The sequence below is a fragment of the Comamonas thiooxydans genome (assembly GCF_000964545.1).
GTDB lineage: Bacteria > Pseudomonadota > Gammaproteobacteria > Burkholderiales > Burkholderiaceae_C > Comamonas > Comamonas thiooxydans.
The window spans coordinates 274498-291217 of the sequence record NZ_BBVD01000001.1 but is presented as its reverse complement, the minus strand read 5'-3'; the positions used below and the strand labels follow the sequence as shown (position 1 = coordinate 291217).

The 16720-nt window shown below is 62.5% G+C and carries 11 protein-coding genes and 1 riboswitch; of the genes, 4 read left to right on the top strand and 7 right to left on the bottom strand.

What is annotated here, in order from left to right; genetic code table 11:
- Nucleotides 1-35: 35 nt before the first annotated feature.
- The 4 genes from lldD to Cth01_RS01300 form a co-directional block, all read right to left on the bottom strand.
- A complete protein-coding gene (lldD, locus tag Cth01_RS01315; RefSeq protein WP_034353288.1) occupies nt 36-1172 on the bottom strand; it encodes an FMN-dependent L-lactate dehydrogenase LldD in 1137 nt (378 codons plus the stop codon).
- Nucleotides 1169-1939, bottom strand: coding sequence for a transcriptional regulator LldR (lldR, locus tag Cth01_RS01310; protein WP_034353291.1), 771 nt, complete (start codon nt 1937-1939; stop codon nt 1169-1171). Before lldR ends, lldD begins: the two co-directional genes overlap by 4 nt.
- Before the next feature lie 17 nt (nt 1940-1956).
- Complete coding sequence (gene lldP / locus Cth01_RS01305; RefSeq protein WP_003067748.1) at nt 1957-3621, bottom strand: L-lactate permease; 1665 nt, start codon at nt 3619-3621, stop codon at nt 1957-1959.
- A gap of 460 nt (nt 3622-4081) precedes the next feature.
- A complete protein-coding gene (locus Cth01_RS01300) occupies nt 4082-5740 on the bottom strand; it encodes an L-lactate permease (RefSeq protein ID WP_045838344.1) in 1659 nt (552 codons plus the stop codon).
- A gap of 198 nt (nt 5741-5938) precedes the next feature.
- Here Cth01_RS01300 and Cth01_RS01295 point away from each other — a divergent pair, with 198 nt between their 5' ends.
- Complete coding sequence (locus Cth01_RS01295) at nt 5939-7117, top strand: alpha-hydroxy acid oxidase (RefSeq protein ID WP_045838343.1); 1179 nt, start codon at nt 5939-5941, stop codon at nt 7115-7117.
- Between the two features lie 76 nt (nt 7118-7193).
- On the opposite strand, the gene nhaA is transcribed toward Cth01_RS01295, so the two are convergent.
- Nucleotides 7194-8582: a Na+/H+ antiporter NhaA gene (gene nhaA / locus Cth01_RS01290; protein WP_045838342.1), complete on the bottom strand. Its 1389-nt coding sequence runs from the start codon at nt 8580-8582 to the stop codon at nt 7194-7196.
- 349 nt (nt 8583-8931) lie between these two features.
- Here nhaA and Cth01_RS01285 point away from each other — a divergent pair, with 349 nt between their 5' ends.
- The gene (locus tag Cth01_RS01285) at nt 8932-9864 is read left to right on the top strand and encodes an EamA family transporter (protein ID WP_034389350.1); all 933 of its coding nucleotides are present in this window, start codon (nt 8932-8934) and stop codon (nt 9862-9864) included.
- Nucleotides 9865-10030: 166 nt separating this feature from the next.
- Here the strand turns inward: Cth01_RS01285 and Cth01_RS01280 are convergent, their stop codons facing one another.
- Both Cth01_RS01280 and Cth01_RS01275 read right to left on the bottom strand, forming a co-directional pair.
- The gene (locus Cth01_RS01280) at nt 10031-11461 is read right to left on the bottom strand and encodes an amino acid permease (RefSeq protein ID WP_034353303.1); all 1431 of its coding nucleotides are present in this window, start codon (nt 11459-11461) and stop codon (nt 10031-10033) included.
- A gap of 100 nt (nt 11462-11561) precedes the next feature.
- A complete protein-coding gene (locus Cth01_RS01275) occupies nt 11562-12830 on the bottom strand; it encodes a D-amino acid dehydrogenase (RefSeq protein WP_045838341.1) in 1269 nt (422 codons plus the stop codon).
- Nucleotides 12831-13001: 171 nt separating this feature from the next.
- Nucleotides 13002-13101, bottom strand: a riboswitch (glycine riboswitch).
- Nucleotides 13102-13643: 542 nt separating this feature from the next.
- On the opposite strand from Cth01_RS01275, the gene Cth01_RS01270 reads away from it, so the two are divergent.
- Both Cth01_RS01270 and dinB read left to right on the top strand, forming a co-directional pair.
- Nucleotides 13644-15164: an amino acid permease gene (locus Cth01_RS01270; RefSeq protein WP_034378665.1), complete on the top strand. Its 1521-nt coding sequence runs from the start codon at nt 13644-13646 to the stop codon at nt 15162-15164.
- A gap of 203 nt (nt 15165-15367) precedes the next feature.
- On the top strand, nt 15368-16585 hold the full coding sequence (gene dinB / locus Cth01_RS01265; RefSeq protein ID WP_233425095.1) for a DNA polymerase IV: 1218 nt from the start codon (nt 15368-15370) through the stop codon (nt 16583-16585).
- The last annotated feature ends 135 nt before the right edge of the window (nt 16586-16720 follow it).

Below are 16720 nucleotides of genomic sequence, written 5' to 3'. Positions count from 1 at the left end.
GCAAGGCCCGGCTCTGGGCCGGAGCCTGTGCGGGATCAGTCCCGTACCAGCAGATCGCCAGTGATCTCCGAGACCTTCTTGACGCTGGTCAGCGTCATGGCCACGCGCATTTCCTTTTCGAGCAGGTTCAGCAGGTTGGTCACGCCGGCTTCGCCTTCTGCAGCCAGCGCGTAGACGAAGGCGCGGCCTATCATGGTGCAGTCTGCTCCAAGGGCCAGCAGGCGCACGATGTCCAGGCCGTTGCGCACGCCCGAGTCGGCCAGGATCTTGATCTGGCCCTTGACGGCATCGGCAATGGCAGGCAGGGCGCGTGCCGAGGAGAGCACGCCGTCGAGCTGGCGCCCGCCGTGGTTGGAGACGATGATGCCGTCAGCGCCGAAGCGCACCGCATCCCTGGCGTCCTCGGGGTCGAGGATGCCCTTGATGAGCATGGGACCCTTCCAGAAGTCGCGGATCCACTCCAGGTCCGACCACGAGATGGAGGGATCGAAGTTCGCGCCCAGATAGCCCATATAGTCTTCGAGCGAGACGTTCTGACCCTTGTAGGTGGAGATATTGCCCAGCGTGTGCGGGCGCCCCATCAGGCCCACGTCCACGGCCCAGTGCGGATGGGTCACGGCCTGCAGGTAGCGGCGCATGGCGGCGTTGGGGCCGCTCATGCCCGAATGCGCATCGCGGTAGCGGGCGCCAGGCACGGGCATGTCCACGGTGAAGACCAGGGTGGAGACGCCGGCGGCCTGGGCTCGCTCCAGCGCGTTCTTCATAAAGCCCCGGTCCTTGAGCACATAGAGCTGGAACCACATCGGGCGGCCCAGCCTGGGCGCGACTTCCTCGATGGGGCAGACCGAGACGCTGGACATGGTGAAGGGGATGCCCTTTTTATCAGCGGCCATGGCGGCCTGTACTTCGCCACGGCGGGCGAACATTCCGGTCAGCCCCACGGGAGCCAGCGCCACGGGAATCGAGAACTTCTCGCCGAACAGCTCGATGCTGGTGTCCAGCTGGCTCATGTCCTTGAGCACGCGCTGGCGCAGGGCCACGTCGGCCAGGTCGTCGACATTGCGGGCCAGCGTCTTCTCGGCATAGGCACCGCCGTCGAGGTAGTGGAATAGAAAGGGCGGCAGGCGCTTTTGCGCAGCCGCGCGGTAGTCGGTGGTAGAGGAGATGATCATGAAAAAATGGCGGAGGAAGAGGAAAAACGATCCAGCCGCTTGCGTCGGGCCGCCTCGGCATCCGACTCGGACAGCTTTTCGTGAACATAGGCCAGGTGCTGGCCGATAGCGCTTCTGGCCTGCTCCGGCTCGCCGTCGACAATGGCCTGCATGAGATTGCGGTGCTGTGCAGTCAGATGCTCCAGCGTCGAGAGATCATCATGCACGAACATCAGGCGCCGGTTCTGGGCCACGGTGCCAAGCACCAGCTCGAAGAGGCTGCCCATGAGCTGCACCAGCACGGCGTTGTGCGAAGCCTCGGCAATTGCCAGATGGAACTGCGCATCGGAGCGGGCCGCGCTGGCGGCATCGCGCGCCTGCTGGTGGCGCAGCATGTCGTCGAAGCAGTGACGGATGCGGTCCCTGTCCTTGTCGGTGGCACGCTGGGCCGCATACCAGGCAGTGCTGAGCTCCAGCGCCTGGCGTGCTTCCAGCACGTCGTAGCGATACTGGGGGTCGTCGCGCAGCAAGGATTCCAGCGGTGCGACGGCCTGCTCGTGCCACAGCGGCACGCGCGAGCCGACAAAGGTGCCGGCGCCCACGCGGCTTTCGAGCACGCCGCGGCTGGCCAGCTTCTGTATGGCCTCGCGCAGCGCCGTGCGCGAGACCCCCAGCTGCTCGGCCAGCGCCCGCTCGGTCGGCAGCTTTGCGCCGCTCTGGAGCTGGGTGCTCTGGATCAGCTCCAGCAGCTGCTGGGCAACGCGGTCGGACAGGCGGATGGCGGGCATGGGGTCGGGCAGGAGTTTCAGGTGGTAGGAATCATCCACGGAAACACATAAGCCTGCAGCGTGCAGATGATGCCGATCAGCACCAGAAAGGCCAGACTGTGCTTGACGGTGAAGCGGAACAGGTCCGATTCCTTGCCGGCCAGGCCCACGGCTGCGCAGGCAATGGCGATGGACTGGGGCGAGATCATCTTGCCGGTCACACCGCCGGTGGTGTTGGCCGTCACGGCCAGAACCTCGGGCAGCCCCAGCTGGGCGGCCGTCGTGGCCTGCAGGGCGCCGAACAGCGCATTGGCCGAGGTGTCTGAGCCCGTGAGGAATACGCCGACCCAGCCCAGGAAGGGCGAGAAGAACGCAAAGGCCTTGCCCGTATGGGCCAGCGCCATGGCCAGCGTGGTGGACAGGCCGGAGTAGTTGGCGATGAAGGCAAAGGCCAGCACCATGCCGATGGAGTAGATGGGCAGGGCCAGTTCCTTGAAGGTCTCGCCCAGGGTCTGGACTGCCACGGCTGGCTTGAGGCGCAGCAAAAGAATGGCGAGCACGGCGGCGATCAGGATCGCGGTTCCAGTGGCCGACAGCCAGTTGAAGGAATAGACCGCACCATAGGGCGTGGGCGCGGCGACGACGGGAGCCATTTTCTGCACCAGATTGTGCAGCATGGGCACGGGAATGCTGAAGACCGTGCCGGACAGTGCACCGCCCGAGGCGAACAGCGCCTTGAAGGGCTTGAGGCTCCAGATGGTCACCATGGCCGTGAGGATGATGAAGGGCGACCAGGCCTTGATCACCATGCCGGTCGTCAGTTTGGCAGGGGCTGTCGTCTGGATCTTTGCTGCGCCCGGCTCGGTGTCGAAGCGGAAGATGCGCTTGGGCTGCCAGAACTTGAGGAAAGTGGTCAGTGTCACCAGGGCGAAGATGGCCGAGGTGATGTCCGGCAGTTCGGGGCCGATGTAGTTGGCCGTCAGAAACTGTCCGAGTGCAAAGCTGCCGCCGCCCACCAGCACCGCAGGCCAGGTTTCCTTCACGCCGCGCCAGCCGTCCATGATGGCCATGAGCCAGAACAGCACGATGATGGTCATGAACGGCAACTGGCGGCCGGCCATCTGGCTGATGGCCATGACATCGACGCCCGAGACCTGACCGGCCACGATGACGGGAATGCCCATGGCGCCGAAGGCCACGGGGGCGGTATTGCCGATCAGGCACAGGCCGGCTGCATACAGAGGCCTGAAACCCAGGCCCACCAGCAGCGCAGCCGTGATGGCCACGGGGGCGCCGAAGCCGGCGGCTCCCTCAAGGAAGGCACCGAAGCAAAAGCCCACCAGGATGAGCTGCAGGCGCTGGTCTTCTGTGACCGAGAGAATCGACGAGCGGATGATGTCGAACTGTCCGGTCTTGACCGAGACCTTGTAGAGAAACACCGCCGCGACAATGATCCAGGCAATCGGCCACAGGCCGTAGAAGAAGCCGTAGACGCCTGCTGCCAGCGCATTGGCCACGGGCATGCGGTAGAAGAGCAGCGCCACGGCCAGGGACAGCGCCACCGTGATGGTGCCCGCCACATAGCCCTTGAGGCGCAGCTTGGTCAGTGCGAGAAAGAAAAAGATGATGGGTATCAGCGCCACCAGCGCCGACACCCACACATTGCCTGCGGGGTCGTAGTTCTGCGACCAGATTTCTTGCATTGCCTTGATCTCCTGGATTTATGCGGGGAGGGCAACCCTCCTGAGCGTCCAGAAGCTTCCCCGTCAATTCTTTAAACAACCATGCCGCCCTGCGCCGGACGCTGTCATGCAGTCTTGTTCGGCTTCGCTTGTTAAATTGGTATGACCAATGTGTGGCGATTTCGGGTTGGATGGATTATAGAAATGGGGTTTTGGTCATGAATTAGTGGTTTTCCCTTGTTTTTAATAATTGATTGGTAATACCAATTTGCAGATTGGTATTACGCTGATCCCCTGCAAACGGCGCAAAAAAGCCGCAGGCCCGAAGGCGCTGCGGCTGCTGGTGTGCCCACCTGGTGGGTTGAGAAAAGGGACATGCGCGGTGGAAAACTGCCGCGGCCCAGGCCAGAGATGCCGAGCAAGGGCCAGTGTGGCCCTTTAGGGTGTCCCGTCAGGGCAAGCCGCAAAGCGGCTCGGGGGCTCAGTTCACCATTAGCTTGAACGGCCAGACATAGGCCTGCATGGTGACGAACAGGCCCATCAGGCAGGCCAGGGCGATGGAGTGGAAGAATACGTAACGCAGGATGTCGCCTTCGCGGTTGAACCAGCGTGTGGCGGTCGAAGCCACGACGATGGATTGCGCATCGATCATCTTGCCCATCACGCCGCCCGAGCTGTTGGCGGCGCCCATGAGGTTGGGGGACAGGCCCAGTTGGTCGGCGGCGACCTTCTGCATGCCGCCGAACAGCACGTTGGATGCAGTGTCCGAGCCTGTGAGCGCCACGCCCAGCCAGCCCATCAGCGTGCCGAAGAAGGGGTAGAGCACACCGGTGTTGGCAAAGGCCAGGCCCAGGGTGGTGTCTGTGCCCGAGTAGCGTGTCAGCGTGCCCAGGGCCAGCATCAGCACGATGGTCAGCAGCGAGTAGCGCACCAGCCATGTGGTCTTGAAGAAGGTGCGCGCTATGGTCACCGGGTTGTACTTCATGACGAAGGCACTGACGATGGCCGAGAACAGAATGGCGGTTCCGGTGGCAGACAGCAGGTTCAGCGTGTAGACCGCACCCTCCTTGGTCGGCTGGGGCACCACGGGCGGCATTTTCTCGATCAGATTGTGCAGGCCCGTCATGGGGAAGGCGGGGGCAAACAGGCTGTTGAGCCAGGCCTTGACCGGCGGCAGGCCCCAGATGAACACAAACACCGAGAGAATGATCCAGGGTGTCCAGGCGGCGATCAGCGCGCTCTTGCTGTGCTTGGCCACGGGCTGCGGCGGCTTGACTTCGGAGGCGCTGATATCCTTGCCGCGCAGCGAGGCCGAGGTCCAGATCTTCTTGGGCTGCCAGACGCGCAGGAACAGGATCAGGCTGGCCATGGAAACAATGGCCGCGATGATGTCCACCAGCTCTGGGCCGATGAAGTTGGAGACCAGATACTGGGGAATGGCAAACGACAGGCCGGTGACCAGAATCGCGGGCCAGATCTCCATCATGCCCTTGCGACCGGCAAAGGCCCAGATCAGCCAGAACGGCACCAGCACCGAGAAGAAAGGCAGCTGGCGGCCGATCATGGCGGTCACTTCCATCAGATCGTAGCCATGGACCTTGGCCAGCGTGATGACGGGCGTGCCCAGGGCGCCAAAGGCCACGGGTGCGGTATTGGCGATCAGTGACAGACCGGATGCCGCCAGTGGAGAAAAGCCCAGGCCGATCAGGATGGCTGCCGTCACGGCCACGGGGGTCCCGAAGCCGGCAGCGCCCTCGAAAAAGGCACCGAAAGAAAAGGCAATCAGCAGCAACTGGATGCGGCGGTCTTCGGTAATCCCGGAAAGTGAGTCCTGCAGCACCTTGAAGCTGCCGTTCTGCTCGGTCAGCTGATGCAGGAAGATGATGTTCAGCACAATCCAGCCAATGGGCAGCAGGCCGGTGAAGCCGCCGAACAAGGCTGCGCGCCCCGCCATTTCGCCGGGCATGTTGTAGACAAAGACTGCAATCAGCAGCGCTGCAATCAGGCCTGCTCCTGCGGCCAGGTGGGCCTTCATGTGCAGAAAACCAAGGCCCACCAGCATCACCACGACCGGAATGGCCGCCAGCAATGTGGATAGCCACATATTCGATAGAGGGTCATAGACCTGTTGCCAAACCATCTCTGTTGTCTCCTGTTTGTTGTGGTGACAAGGATGGTGGCTGTGCGAATAGGCTTGCATACCTAGCATTAGCCCTTGATTTCCCCTCGCTGAAGAAAATTTCAAAACCGGCATAAATCACTTCAAACCATAGTGAACTGCCGATGACGGCGATGAGGGCTACCATCGGGTTCAACTCCAATTACAAGGCTAGAAGTCGTGAGCGATCTTTCCAAAATCACCTGTATCGAAGACCTGCGTGTGGTGGCCAAGCGTCGTGTGCCGCGCATGTTTTATGACTACGCCGATTCGGGCTCTTACACCCAAGGCACGTATCGGGCCAACGAAGACGAGTTCCGGTCAATCAAGTTGCGTCAGCGTGTGGCCGTGAACATGGAAGGGCGCAGCACGCGCACCACCATGATCGGCGAGGAGGTCGCCATGCCGGTGGCGATTGCACCCACGGGCCTGACCGGCATGCAGCATGCCGATGGCGAGATTCTTGGAGCCAAGGCCGCCAAGGCCTTTGGCGTGCCGTTCACGCTGTCCACCATGAGCATCTGCTCGCTGGAGGACATAGCCGAGCACACCGATCGCCATCCGTTCTGGTTCCAGCTCTATGTGATGCGCGACAAGGCCTTCATGGAGCGCCTGATCAATCGGGCCAAGGCAGCCAACTGCTCGGCGCTGGTGGTGACGCTGGACCTGCAGATCCTGGGTCAGCGCCACAAGGACATCAAGAACGGTCTGTCCACCCCGCCCAAGCCCACGCTGGCAAACCTCATCAATCTGGCGACCAAGCCGCACTGGTGCCTTGGAATGCTGGGTACCAAGCGCCGCAGCTTTGGCAATATCGTCGGCCATGTGGATGGTGTGGGCGATGTGTCCTCGCTGTCGTCCTGGACGGCAGATCAGTTCGATCCGTCACTGAACTGGAGCGATGTGGAATGGATCAAGAAGCTCTGGGGCGGCAAGATCATTCTCAAGGGCGTGATGGATGCCGAAGATGCGCGTCTGGCTGCACAAAGCGGTGCTGATGCGCTGGTGGTCAGCAACCATGGCGGCCGTCAGCTCGATGGTGCGCCTTCTTCGATTGCAGCCTTGCCATCGATTGCAGAGGCTGCGGGCAAGGACATCGAAGTCTGGATGGATGGCGGCATTCGCAGCGGTCAGGACGTGCTCAAGGCCCGTGCACTGGGTGCGCAAGGCACGATGATAGGTCGCAGCTTCCTCTACGGTCTGGGCGCTTATGGCCAGGCCGGCGTGAGCAAGGCGTTGCAGATCATCCACAAGGAACTGGACACCACCATGGCCTTCTGCGGGCACACCAATATCAACCAGGTCGGCAAAGAAATTCTGTTGCCCGGCACTTACCCGAAACCTTTCGAGCAGAGCTGATTGTTCTGCGGCATGAAAAAAAGGTCAGTCCTTTGCAGGGCTGACCTTTTTGATTTCCGGCGGTGTGTCGTGGCGTTCAGGGCTGCTCGAAACGCTTGCGCATGGCAAAGCCATAGCCCAGTCCCAGCAAGGCTGCCATGGCCGAGCCGGCCAGAATGCCCAGCTTGGCCGCGCCCAGCAGGGAAGCATCCGTAAAGGCCAGGCCGCCGACAAAGATGGACATGGTAAAGCCTATGCCGGCCAGCAGACCCACCAGCAGCACGCCGCGCCAGTTCAGGCCCTCGGGCAGGCTGCACAGCCCGCTCTTGACAGCCAGCCAGGTGCAGATGAAGACCCCCAGGGGCTTGCCCAGCACCAGGGCCACCAGCACGGCCATGGCCGTGGTCTGCGGTGCGGCAGCGCTCAGGTCTATGCCCGAGAACTGCACGCCGGCATTGGCCAGCGCAAAAATGGGCATGATGCAAAAAGCCACCCAGGGATGAAGAATCATGGGCAGGCGCAGAGCAGGCGGCAGCAGGTCGCGCTGTGCGAGCTGGGCAATGCGCAACTCCTGCAGCAGGTGCTGCGGATCGGGGCGGCCGCTCAGCATCTGCTCACCGGCCTTGCGCATGGCCGTCTGTGCCGTGATCAGCAGCGGCATGGAAGCGGGGCGTACAAACACAGGCGTCATCAGACCCAGCACCACACCTGCCAGAGTGGGATGAGCGCCGGTCTTGAGCAGACCGAACCAGAGAATGGCTCCGGGCAGCACATACAGGGGCGCGGCGGCAATGCCCATGCGGTTGAACAGCAGCACCAGCAGCACGCCGGCTGCGGCAACCACAAAGCCCATGGCCTGCAGGCCGCCCGAGTAGAAGAAGGCGATGATGAGCACGGCCACGATGTCGTCGATGATGGCCAGGGCCAGCAGGAAGATACGCAGTGCACCCGGGATATTACGGCCCAGCAAGGCCAGCACGCCCACGGCAAACGCGATGTCGGTCGCCGTCGGAATTGCCCAGCCGTTGAGCAGCGTCCTGTCGTTGCCCGCCAGGACCACGTAGATGAGCGCGGGCACGGCCACGCCGCCGATGGCAGCGATCAGCGGCAGACTGGCCTGGCGCAGGCTGGCCAGCGCGCCGTTGTGCAGCTCGCGCCGGATCTCCATGCCCACGACCAGAAAGAACACCGTCATCAGCACATCGTTGACGATGAAATGCAGATCGGTGCTGAAGCTCCAGGGGCCAAGCGTCAGCGCGACGGGGGCATGCCACAGTGCAAAGTAGCTTTGCGCCGCGCCGGAGTTGGCCCAGATCAGGGCTGCCGCAGCGGCCAGCATGAGCACCATGCCGGCGAAGGATTCGATATGCAGCAGGTGCGAGATTTGTGCCTGCACGCGCTCGGTCGCGGATTGCAGTGCGGAAACACGGGGTGAATTTTGGGATGCAAAAGGCGCAGGGGCCTGCACAAGTGTTTGTGGGTCCATGTGTCGGTAGGTGTCTGAGTCGTACGCTGAAGGCGTGCGGCACCTGAGGCAATGCCTGCTGGTGCCGTCTGCACTGCAAACGACTGGTGCGCTGGCGGCCCGACCTGCGCATGAACATTCACCTGCCATCGCCACCTCGTGCGGCGGGCACCCAGCTGAAATTGTAGCTAAAGACGCAGCAATGGTCTGGATTTGAGGTTATTTTGCCGGGGTGGAGACTTCGCCATCAGGACGCAAGCCGTTCGTGCTTCACGTCACCTTGGCTTGAGCGGGTGGACTGCACGAATCGCGTCAGCACCGTCCGGCAGCCGGCGCTATGCTGGCGCGCTAACAGAAAAGAAAGCGTCTCATGCCGGGCATAGGAATGGAATATTTGTGGGTGGGAGTGGTGCTGTTTGCGGCGGCGGCGCAGACGGTGCGCAACACGGCCCAGCGCTCGCTGACGGCGCAGGTCGGCACCTTGCCAGCCACGCTGGTGCGCTTTCTCTACGGCTTGCCGTTTGCCGCCATCTATCTGCTGGCGCTGTATGGTCTGGGCGATCCGTCCCAGGTGCTGCCGAAGTTCAGCGCCGCCTATCTGGGCTGGATCGCACTTGGTGCCTTCTTTCAGGTTGCGGCCACGGCTGCCTTGCTCATGGCTATGAAGGAGCGCAACTTTGCCGTGGCGGTCACGCTGTCCAAGACCGAGGTTCTGCAGGTGGCCCTGTTTGCCGCCATGTTCCTGCATGAGCTGCCGACCCGGCTGGCGCTGCTGGCCATGGTTCTTGCCACCGTGGGCGTGCTGATGCTGTCGCTGCCGCCGCGCGGGCAACTGTTCACGCTCTCGGCCTGGACCAGCAAATCCTCGGTCTACGGGCTGATCTGCGGCGCCTGTTTTGCGCTGGCCACGGTGGGCTTTCGCGGTGGCGCGGTCGAGATCGCAACACTGGGAGTGAGCTCGCCCTGGTTGTCGGGGGCCTGGGGCGTGCTGATCGCGCAGACCATGCAGTCCGTCGTCATGAGCGCCTGGATTGCCAGAACCCATGAACAGGGCCTGCGCCCCATCTTCAAGGCCTGGCGCATCTCGCTGCTGGCCGGCAGCATGGGCGCTGCGGCCTCGCTGGCCTGGTTCACCGCCTATGCCATGCAGGGGGCGGCCGCCGTGCGCACCCTGGGCATGGTGGAGGTGGGGTTCAGCTATATCGTCTCGCGCAAGGTGTTCAGCGAGAAGCTCTCATTGACAGAAAAGTTGGGCATGGCGCTGATGATGCTGGGCCTGGTGCTGATCTGTCTGCAGCTCTGATTTCAAGAGCTTCCCACGCTTGCCAGTGTTCGTTTTCAAAACTAAAAGTCTTTGAAATGAACTATGAAAAAGCGCAAGAAGCTTCTGAATCAATAGCGTGCCGCCGCGGCTGTCGCGGTCTCAGCTGGCTACAGCCAGGGCATCGACAGCGCGGCTGTGCTGAGCCTCAGGCGGCTTGCTGCTGCGCTTGCGCCAGGCTTTGGCGCTGCTCGGGCTTGACCGCGTAGAGCCGGTAGCCGATCGTCAGCAGCGCAAACCACAGGGGCGCGATATAGAGCGCCACGCGGGTGCTGGCATCCAGCGACAGGCAGACCAGCACCACGGCCAGAAAGGCCAGCACAAACCAGTTGGTGAACGGCGCGCCGGGCATGCGGTAGGCCACGGCTGCGGCATGACCCAGCCTGACGGCGCGGCGATAGCGCAGATGGGAGAAGACGATGATCCCCCAGGTCCAGACGGCGCCTATGGTGGCAATGCTGGTCACGTAGATGAAGGCTTCCTCGGGCACCAGATAGTTCAGCACCACGCCGACCAGCATGAAGGCTGCAGAGATCAAAATGCCGGCGGCCGGCACATGGCGTGAATTGACCTTGCCCAGGCGGGCGGGCGCCTGTTTGAATTGCGCCAGCGTATAGAGCATGCGGCCCGTGCTGAAGATGCCGCTGTTGCACGAAGAGGCTGCGGCGGTGATGACCACGAAGTTGATGATGCCGGCAGCGGCGGGAATGCCCAGCTTGTCGAAGACATGGACGAAGGGGCTCATGTCGGGGCTGAGCTCGTTCCAGGGCACCAGCGACATGATGACGATCAGGGCGCCGATATAGAAGATCAGAATGCGGTAGACGATGCTGTTGGTGGCACGGGGCAGCACTTTCTCGGGCGACTCGGCTTCACCGGCTGTCACGCCTATCAATTCCACGCCGGTATAGGCAAAGCAGGCTATCTGCAAGGTGAAGACCACGCCCACCATGCCCACGGGGGCAAAGCCTCCATGCGACCATAGGTTGGTGAAGCTTGCCGTCTGGCCCAGCGGTCCCCAGCCCGTGGTGATGATGGCCACGCCCAGCACCAGCGTGGCAACAATGGTCACGACCTTGATCAGCGCGAACCAGAATTCCAGCTCGCCGAAGACCTTGACCGCAATCAGATTCACGCCCAGCAGCACGGCCAGGGTGGCGAGCGCCGGAACCCATTGCGGAATGGCGGGAAACCAGTAATGGGTGTAGATGCCTATGGCCGTGAGCTCGGCCATGCCCGTCACCACCCAGGTGAACCAGTAGGTCCAGCCGGTGACGAATCCGGCCCAGGGGCTGACATAGGTTTCGGCATAGGTGGCAAAAGAGCCGGCCACCGGGCGGTGCACCAGCAACTCGCCCAGTGCCCGCATGATGAAGAAGATGGCCAGCCCCGCGATGGCGTAGCTGACCAGCAGCAGCGGCCCGGCCTTGTGGATTGCCTTGGCCGAGCCCAGGAACAGGCCCACGCCAATGGCGCCGCCCAGGGCGATCAGCTGGATGTGCCGGTCCTTGAGGCCGCGCTCCAGCTCCCCTGTCTGCTGCAGCGACTCCCCGGCTGCGCTTGGATGATTTCGACTCATGTTGTATGTCTCCGTTTTGCCATTCACACGGCAACAGCTGCCCCTCACGGGGCGCTGCGGCTACCGTGTCTGGCTTGTTGATGAGGTTTTCAGGTCGTGGTCAGGCGCTGGCGGTGCTCAGCGTGGCCGGTCGGGGCTGTCTGCTGGCGCGGCCCATGGACTGCAGCACGAGGTCGCCGACCATGTCGGCGGTGACAGCCGACAAGGTCCAGCCCAGATGGCCGTGGCCGGTGTTGTAGAACACGCAGGGCTTGTTGCCAGGGCCCACGCGCGGCAGCATGTCCGGCATCATGGGGCGCAGACCGGCCCAGGGCACGACGCTGCGCGTGCTGACGCCGGGGAAGCATTGCTGCACCCATTCGATGAGTGGGCGGATGCGGTCGGCGCGGATGTCCTTGTTGAAGCCGTTGAACTCCGCCGTACCGGCAACTCGGAAGCGATCGTCGCCGAGGCGGCTGGTGACCAGCTTGGTCTCGTCGTCCAGCAGACTCACCACAGGGGCTGCGGCGCGGCTGGCTTCGTCCGCCAGATTGACCGTGATGGAATAGCCCTTGACCGGATAGATGTTGACGCTGTCGCCGAGCTGGGCGGCCAGGGCGCGGCTGGCCGTGCCTGCGCAGACCACCATGGCGTCGAAAGTCGAGGTCTCGGTTTCCAGACCCAGGCGCACGGTCACGCTGGCCTGCTTGCCGTTGCTGTTCACCGACATGATTTCCTGGCCGTAGCGGCATTGCACGCCCAGTCGTTCGCAGGCGGCAGCCAGGCCGCTGGTGAACTTGTGGATGTCGCCCGTGGAGTCGCTCTCGGTGAAGTAGCCGCCATAGAAGGTTCCGGACAGGGTCGGCTCTATGGAGCGCATCTCCTGCGGTGTCACGGCGCAGCGCTCCAGGCCGCCTTTGGCCAGCAACCGGGAAACCTTGCCCGCATGTTCAAAGCCTGCTCGGTCGCGGTAGATATGCAAGATGCCTTTTTGCTTCAGATCGAAGTCAATGCCTTCGCTGGCCGCCCAGTCAAACAGGTGCTCGCGTGCCGCAATCGCCAGCCTGGCGGTTTCCACGGTGTTTTTCTCGTAATGGGGGATGGCAGCGAGAAACTGGCAGAACCAGGAAATCTTGTGCCAGCTGGGCCTGGGGTTGAGCAGCAGCGGAGCATCGCTCTTGAGCATCCACTTGAGGCCCTTGACGATGGTGGACCAATGGGTCCAGACCTCGGCGTTCGAGGCCGAGAGCTGGCCGCCATTGGCGAACGAGGTTTCCATGGCGGCATAGCGCTGCTTCTCGAACAGGGTGACGGAAAATCCGCGGCGTGCGAGGGCGTAGGCGGTGGTCACGCCCGTGATGCCACCGCCGATGACGGCGATTGTCTTCATGATTCAGATTCCAGAAACGTCAAGGGTGGAGCCCGTGCGCAACATGCGCAGCGGACGCCCCCTCTGTTCTGGACCTGAGAGATTCACGAGGCAGGGCCTTGCGGCGCTGCTCGCTTGCTCCTTCGGTATGCCCGGCGGACGATGACGTCCGGACATTCTTCAGAGTGTGTGAAAGCGATGCCGATCCTTTGGCCTGAGAGTTTCCGGGGCGGTTGCTCCTTCGGCGCTGCATGCGCCAAGTTTGCGCTGCAGTCTCTCTCGGCATCACCGGGCTGAGAGCCTGTGGCGAATGTAGGAAGAATGGCGGCGCCTGGATATACGGGTTTTCTAGACTTCTGCGCCAGGGCCCAGCCATGGCTGCTCATGTCGGGTTCACGCTATTTGATAGCGCTTGCCGCTTATCCTTCAATGAAATATTGATTGTTTGTCTATGAAAATGAATTTATTAAAGCGCAGTGTGCTTCTAAATTCATAGCGATAGACGCTGTCAAGTGCCACCGAGCAGCCCCAGAGTCAGCCCCTGCATTGGCATGGCGGGTCATGGTCGGCGGTGGATTTGGGCAAAATATCGTCTTTGCCTGTCAATGGGCCCGGCGATATCACCGCTTTGCCATTGAAGCGCCCGACTGGGGTGGCTGCCGATTCAGGATGCAACTGGCCTATCCGCCATGGCGTTCTGCTGTCATGGCTTCGTTCCTTTGTCCTTGTTGCCCGCGACCGTCATGGTCGCCTTTTTGCGTTGCCTGTCGCAGCGCCTGCGGGATGGTTGGGTGTTTTGTCCGGATGGGCGCAAACCATTACAACAAGACATTTATGTCCCAACCCAACTCAAGCCAGCAGCTCGCGCCGACTGGTGATGGTGACGATAACCAGCCCCGCTTGCACCGGGTGCTCAAGCAGCGCCACCTGAGCATGATTGCCATTGGCGGCGCCATCGGAACGGGCCTGTTCGTGGCCTCAGGCTCGGCCATCGCCCAGATCGGCCCTGGTGGTGCCGTGCTCACCTATCTGCTCATAGGCATCATGGTGTACTACATCATGACCAGCCTGGGCGAGCTGGCCGCCTTCATGCCTGTGGCCGGCTCTTTCTCTACCTATGCCTCGCGCTATGTGGATCGCGGCTTCGGCTTTGCGCTGGGCTGGAACTTCTGGTTCAGTTGGGCTGTGGTGGTGGCGGTGGACCTGGTGGCCTCGCAACTGGTCATGGCCTACTGGTTTCCCGATGTGCCAGGCATCATCTGGAGCGGCCTGTTCCTGCTGCTGATGGTGGGGCTGAACGCGTTTTCCGCGCGCGGCTTTGCCGAGGCCGAGTACTGGTTCGCGCTGATCAAGGTGCTGGCCGTGGTGGCCTTTCTGATCACCGGCGTGCTGATTCTGTTCGGCATCATCAGCAACGGCCATGTACCCGGCTTCGAGAACTGGACCACGGGCGATGCGCCATTCGTCGGCAATTTCGCGACCTTTGTGGGCGTGGCCATGATCGTGGCCTATTCCTTCCAGGGCACGGAGCTGGTGGGCGTTGCGGCAGGCGAATCCGAGAATCCGCGCGAGAACGTGCCGCGTGCGATTCGTCAGGTGTTCTGGCGCATCCTGCTGTTCTATGTGCTGGCCATTGTCGTCATCGGCTTTCTGATTCCCTATACCGATCCGCAGCTGCTGCGTACCGATGTGGCGGATATCGCCGTGAGCCCGTTCACGCTGGTGTTCCAGCACGCAGGCCTGCTGTCGGCGGCCACGGTGATGAATGCGGTGATCCTGACCTCGGTGCTGTCGGCCGGCAACTCCGGCATGTATGCGGCCACGCGCATGCTCTACAACATGGCGACCGAGGGCAATGCGCCGCGCATCTTCTCCCGGCTGACCCAGAACGGCGTGCCGCTGGTGGCCTTGATCGGCAGCACGCTGGTCGCCAGCCTGTGTCTGTTTTCCTCGCTCTACAGCCCGCAGGCCGTCTATATCTGGCTGCTGAATCTGGCCGGCATGACGGAGTTCATCGTCTGGCTGGGCATTGCCGTCAGCCACTACCGCTTCCGTCGCGGCTATGTCATGCACGGCCACGATGTGGGCCTGCTGCCCTACAAGGCCGGCGCCTTCCCCTTCGGTCCCATCTTTGCCTTTGTGCTGTGTCTGGTGGTGACGCTGGGCCAGAACTACCAGGCCTTCCTGGAAGATCGCATCGATTGGGGCGGCGTGGTCTCGACCTATCTGGGCATTCCGCTGTTCCTGCTGTTCTGGCTGGGTTACTGGCTGGTCAAGCGCAAGACCTGGGTCAGCTATGCCGATATGCGCTTTGACGAGCTCGAAGACATCAAGCAGGGCAAGGTTTCGTCCTGAGGCGGTTTGAGTCTTCCTCTTCTCTGTGCGGGAGGGGGGAAGGATGCAGGGCATGAGGTCATGCCGCTGCTTGCTGTTTTCAGGTGCGTGTGTGCTTGTTTAATGCATGGCTGCCGTCTCTTGCCAGCGCAGGCAAAATCGGCACTGTGAGCGATCTTCCCACCAGCCCCGATTCCCGGCCCAGGCGCATCGCGCATCTGGACATGGATGCGTTCTACGCCTCCGTGGAGCTGCTGCGCTACCCGCAGCTCAAGGGGCTGCCGGTGGTGATCGGTGGCGGGCGGCGCAGCTTTGACGAGGAGCTGCTGGCGCGCCATGCGGGGCGGCCGTTGTCCGAGATCCCGGTGGCGGACTTTCCGCTGCTGCGCGATTACACGGGGCGCGGCGTGATCACCACGGCCACCTATCCGGCGCGGCAGTTCGGCGTGGGCTCGGCCATGGGCATGATGAAGGCCGCCAGGCTGTGCCCGCAGGCGATTCTTCTGCCCGTGGACTTTACCGAGTACAGGCGCTTTTCCCGGGCCTTCAAAGAGATCATCGTGTCGATTGCTCCGCTGATGGAGAACCGCGGCGTGGACGAGGTCTACATCGACTTCACCGACGTGCCCGGCGGCCAGCGCGAAGGCGGACGCGTGCTGGCCCGGCTGATCCAGAAATCCATCTTCGACGCCACGGGCCTGACCTGCTCGGTCGGCGTGGCGCCCAACAAGCTGCTGGCCAAGATGGCCAGCGAGTTCAACAAGCCCAACGGCATCTCCATCGTCCAGCCCGAAGATCTGCAAAGCCGGATCTGGCCGCTGGCCTGCCGCAAGGTCAACGGCATAGGACCCAAGGCCGATGCCAAGCTCAAGAGCCTGGGCATAGAAACCATTGGCGACCTGGCCGCGCAAAGCCTGCCGCAGCTGCTGCACTGGTTTGGCAAAAGCTATGGCCACTGGCTGCACGAGTCGGCATGGGGGCGGGACGAACGCGCCGTGGTGACCGAGAGCGAGCCGGTGTCCATGAGTCGCGAGACCACCTTCGAGCGCGATCTGCATGCCGTGCGCGACAAGGTCGAACTGGGCGCGATCTTCACGGACCTGTGCGAGCGTCTGGCCGAGGATCTGCAGCGCAAGGGCTATGTGGGGCGCACCGTGGGCATCAAGCTGCGCTATGACGATTTCAGGATTGCCACGCGGGACCAGACCCTGAACCTGCCGATACAGGATGCGGCGGCCATCCGCCTGGCCGCGGGCCAATGCCTCAAGCGCGTGCCGCTTGGCAAGCGCATCAGGCTGCTTGGGGTCAAGGTCTCGGGCCTGATTGCCGAGCAGCTCTGGCAGGCCAGCGCCCACGATCCTGCGGCTCGCGAACTGCTGCTCAGACCTCATGGTTTGACCTCGGTCAAGCATTCGGATCCCTATACCGCATCTCTGTTCTGAGCCTGGGGGCTCGGGAATCATCACTGTGCGATGATCCAAGTGTGAATTTGTGTATCTGGTTAACCAGCTGTCGACGGGATGCCTGATCGCTCACTCTCGAACAAAAACTAAACAGGCTTATTGGAGGAGTGCAAA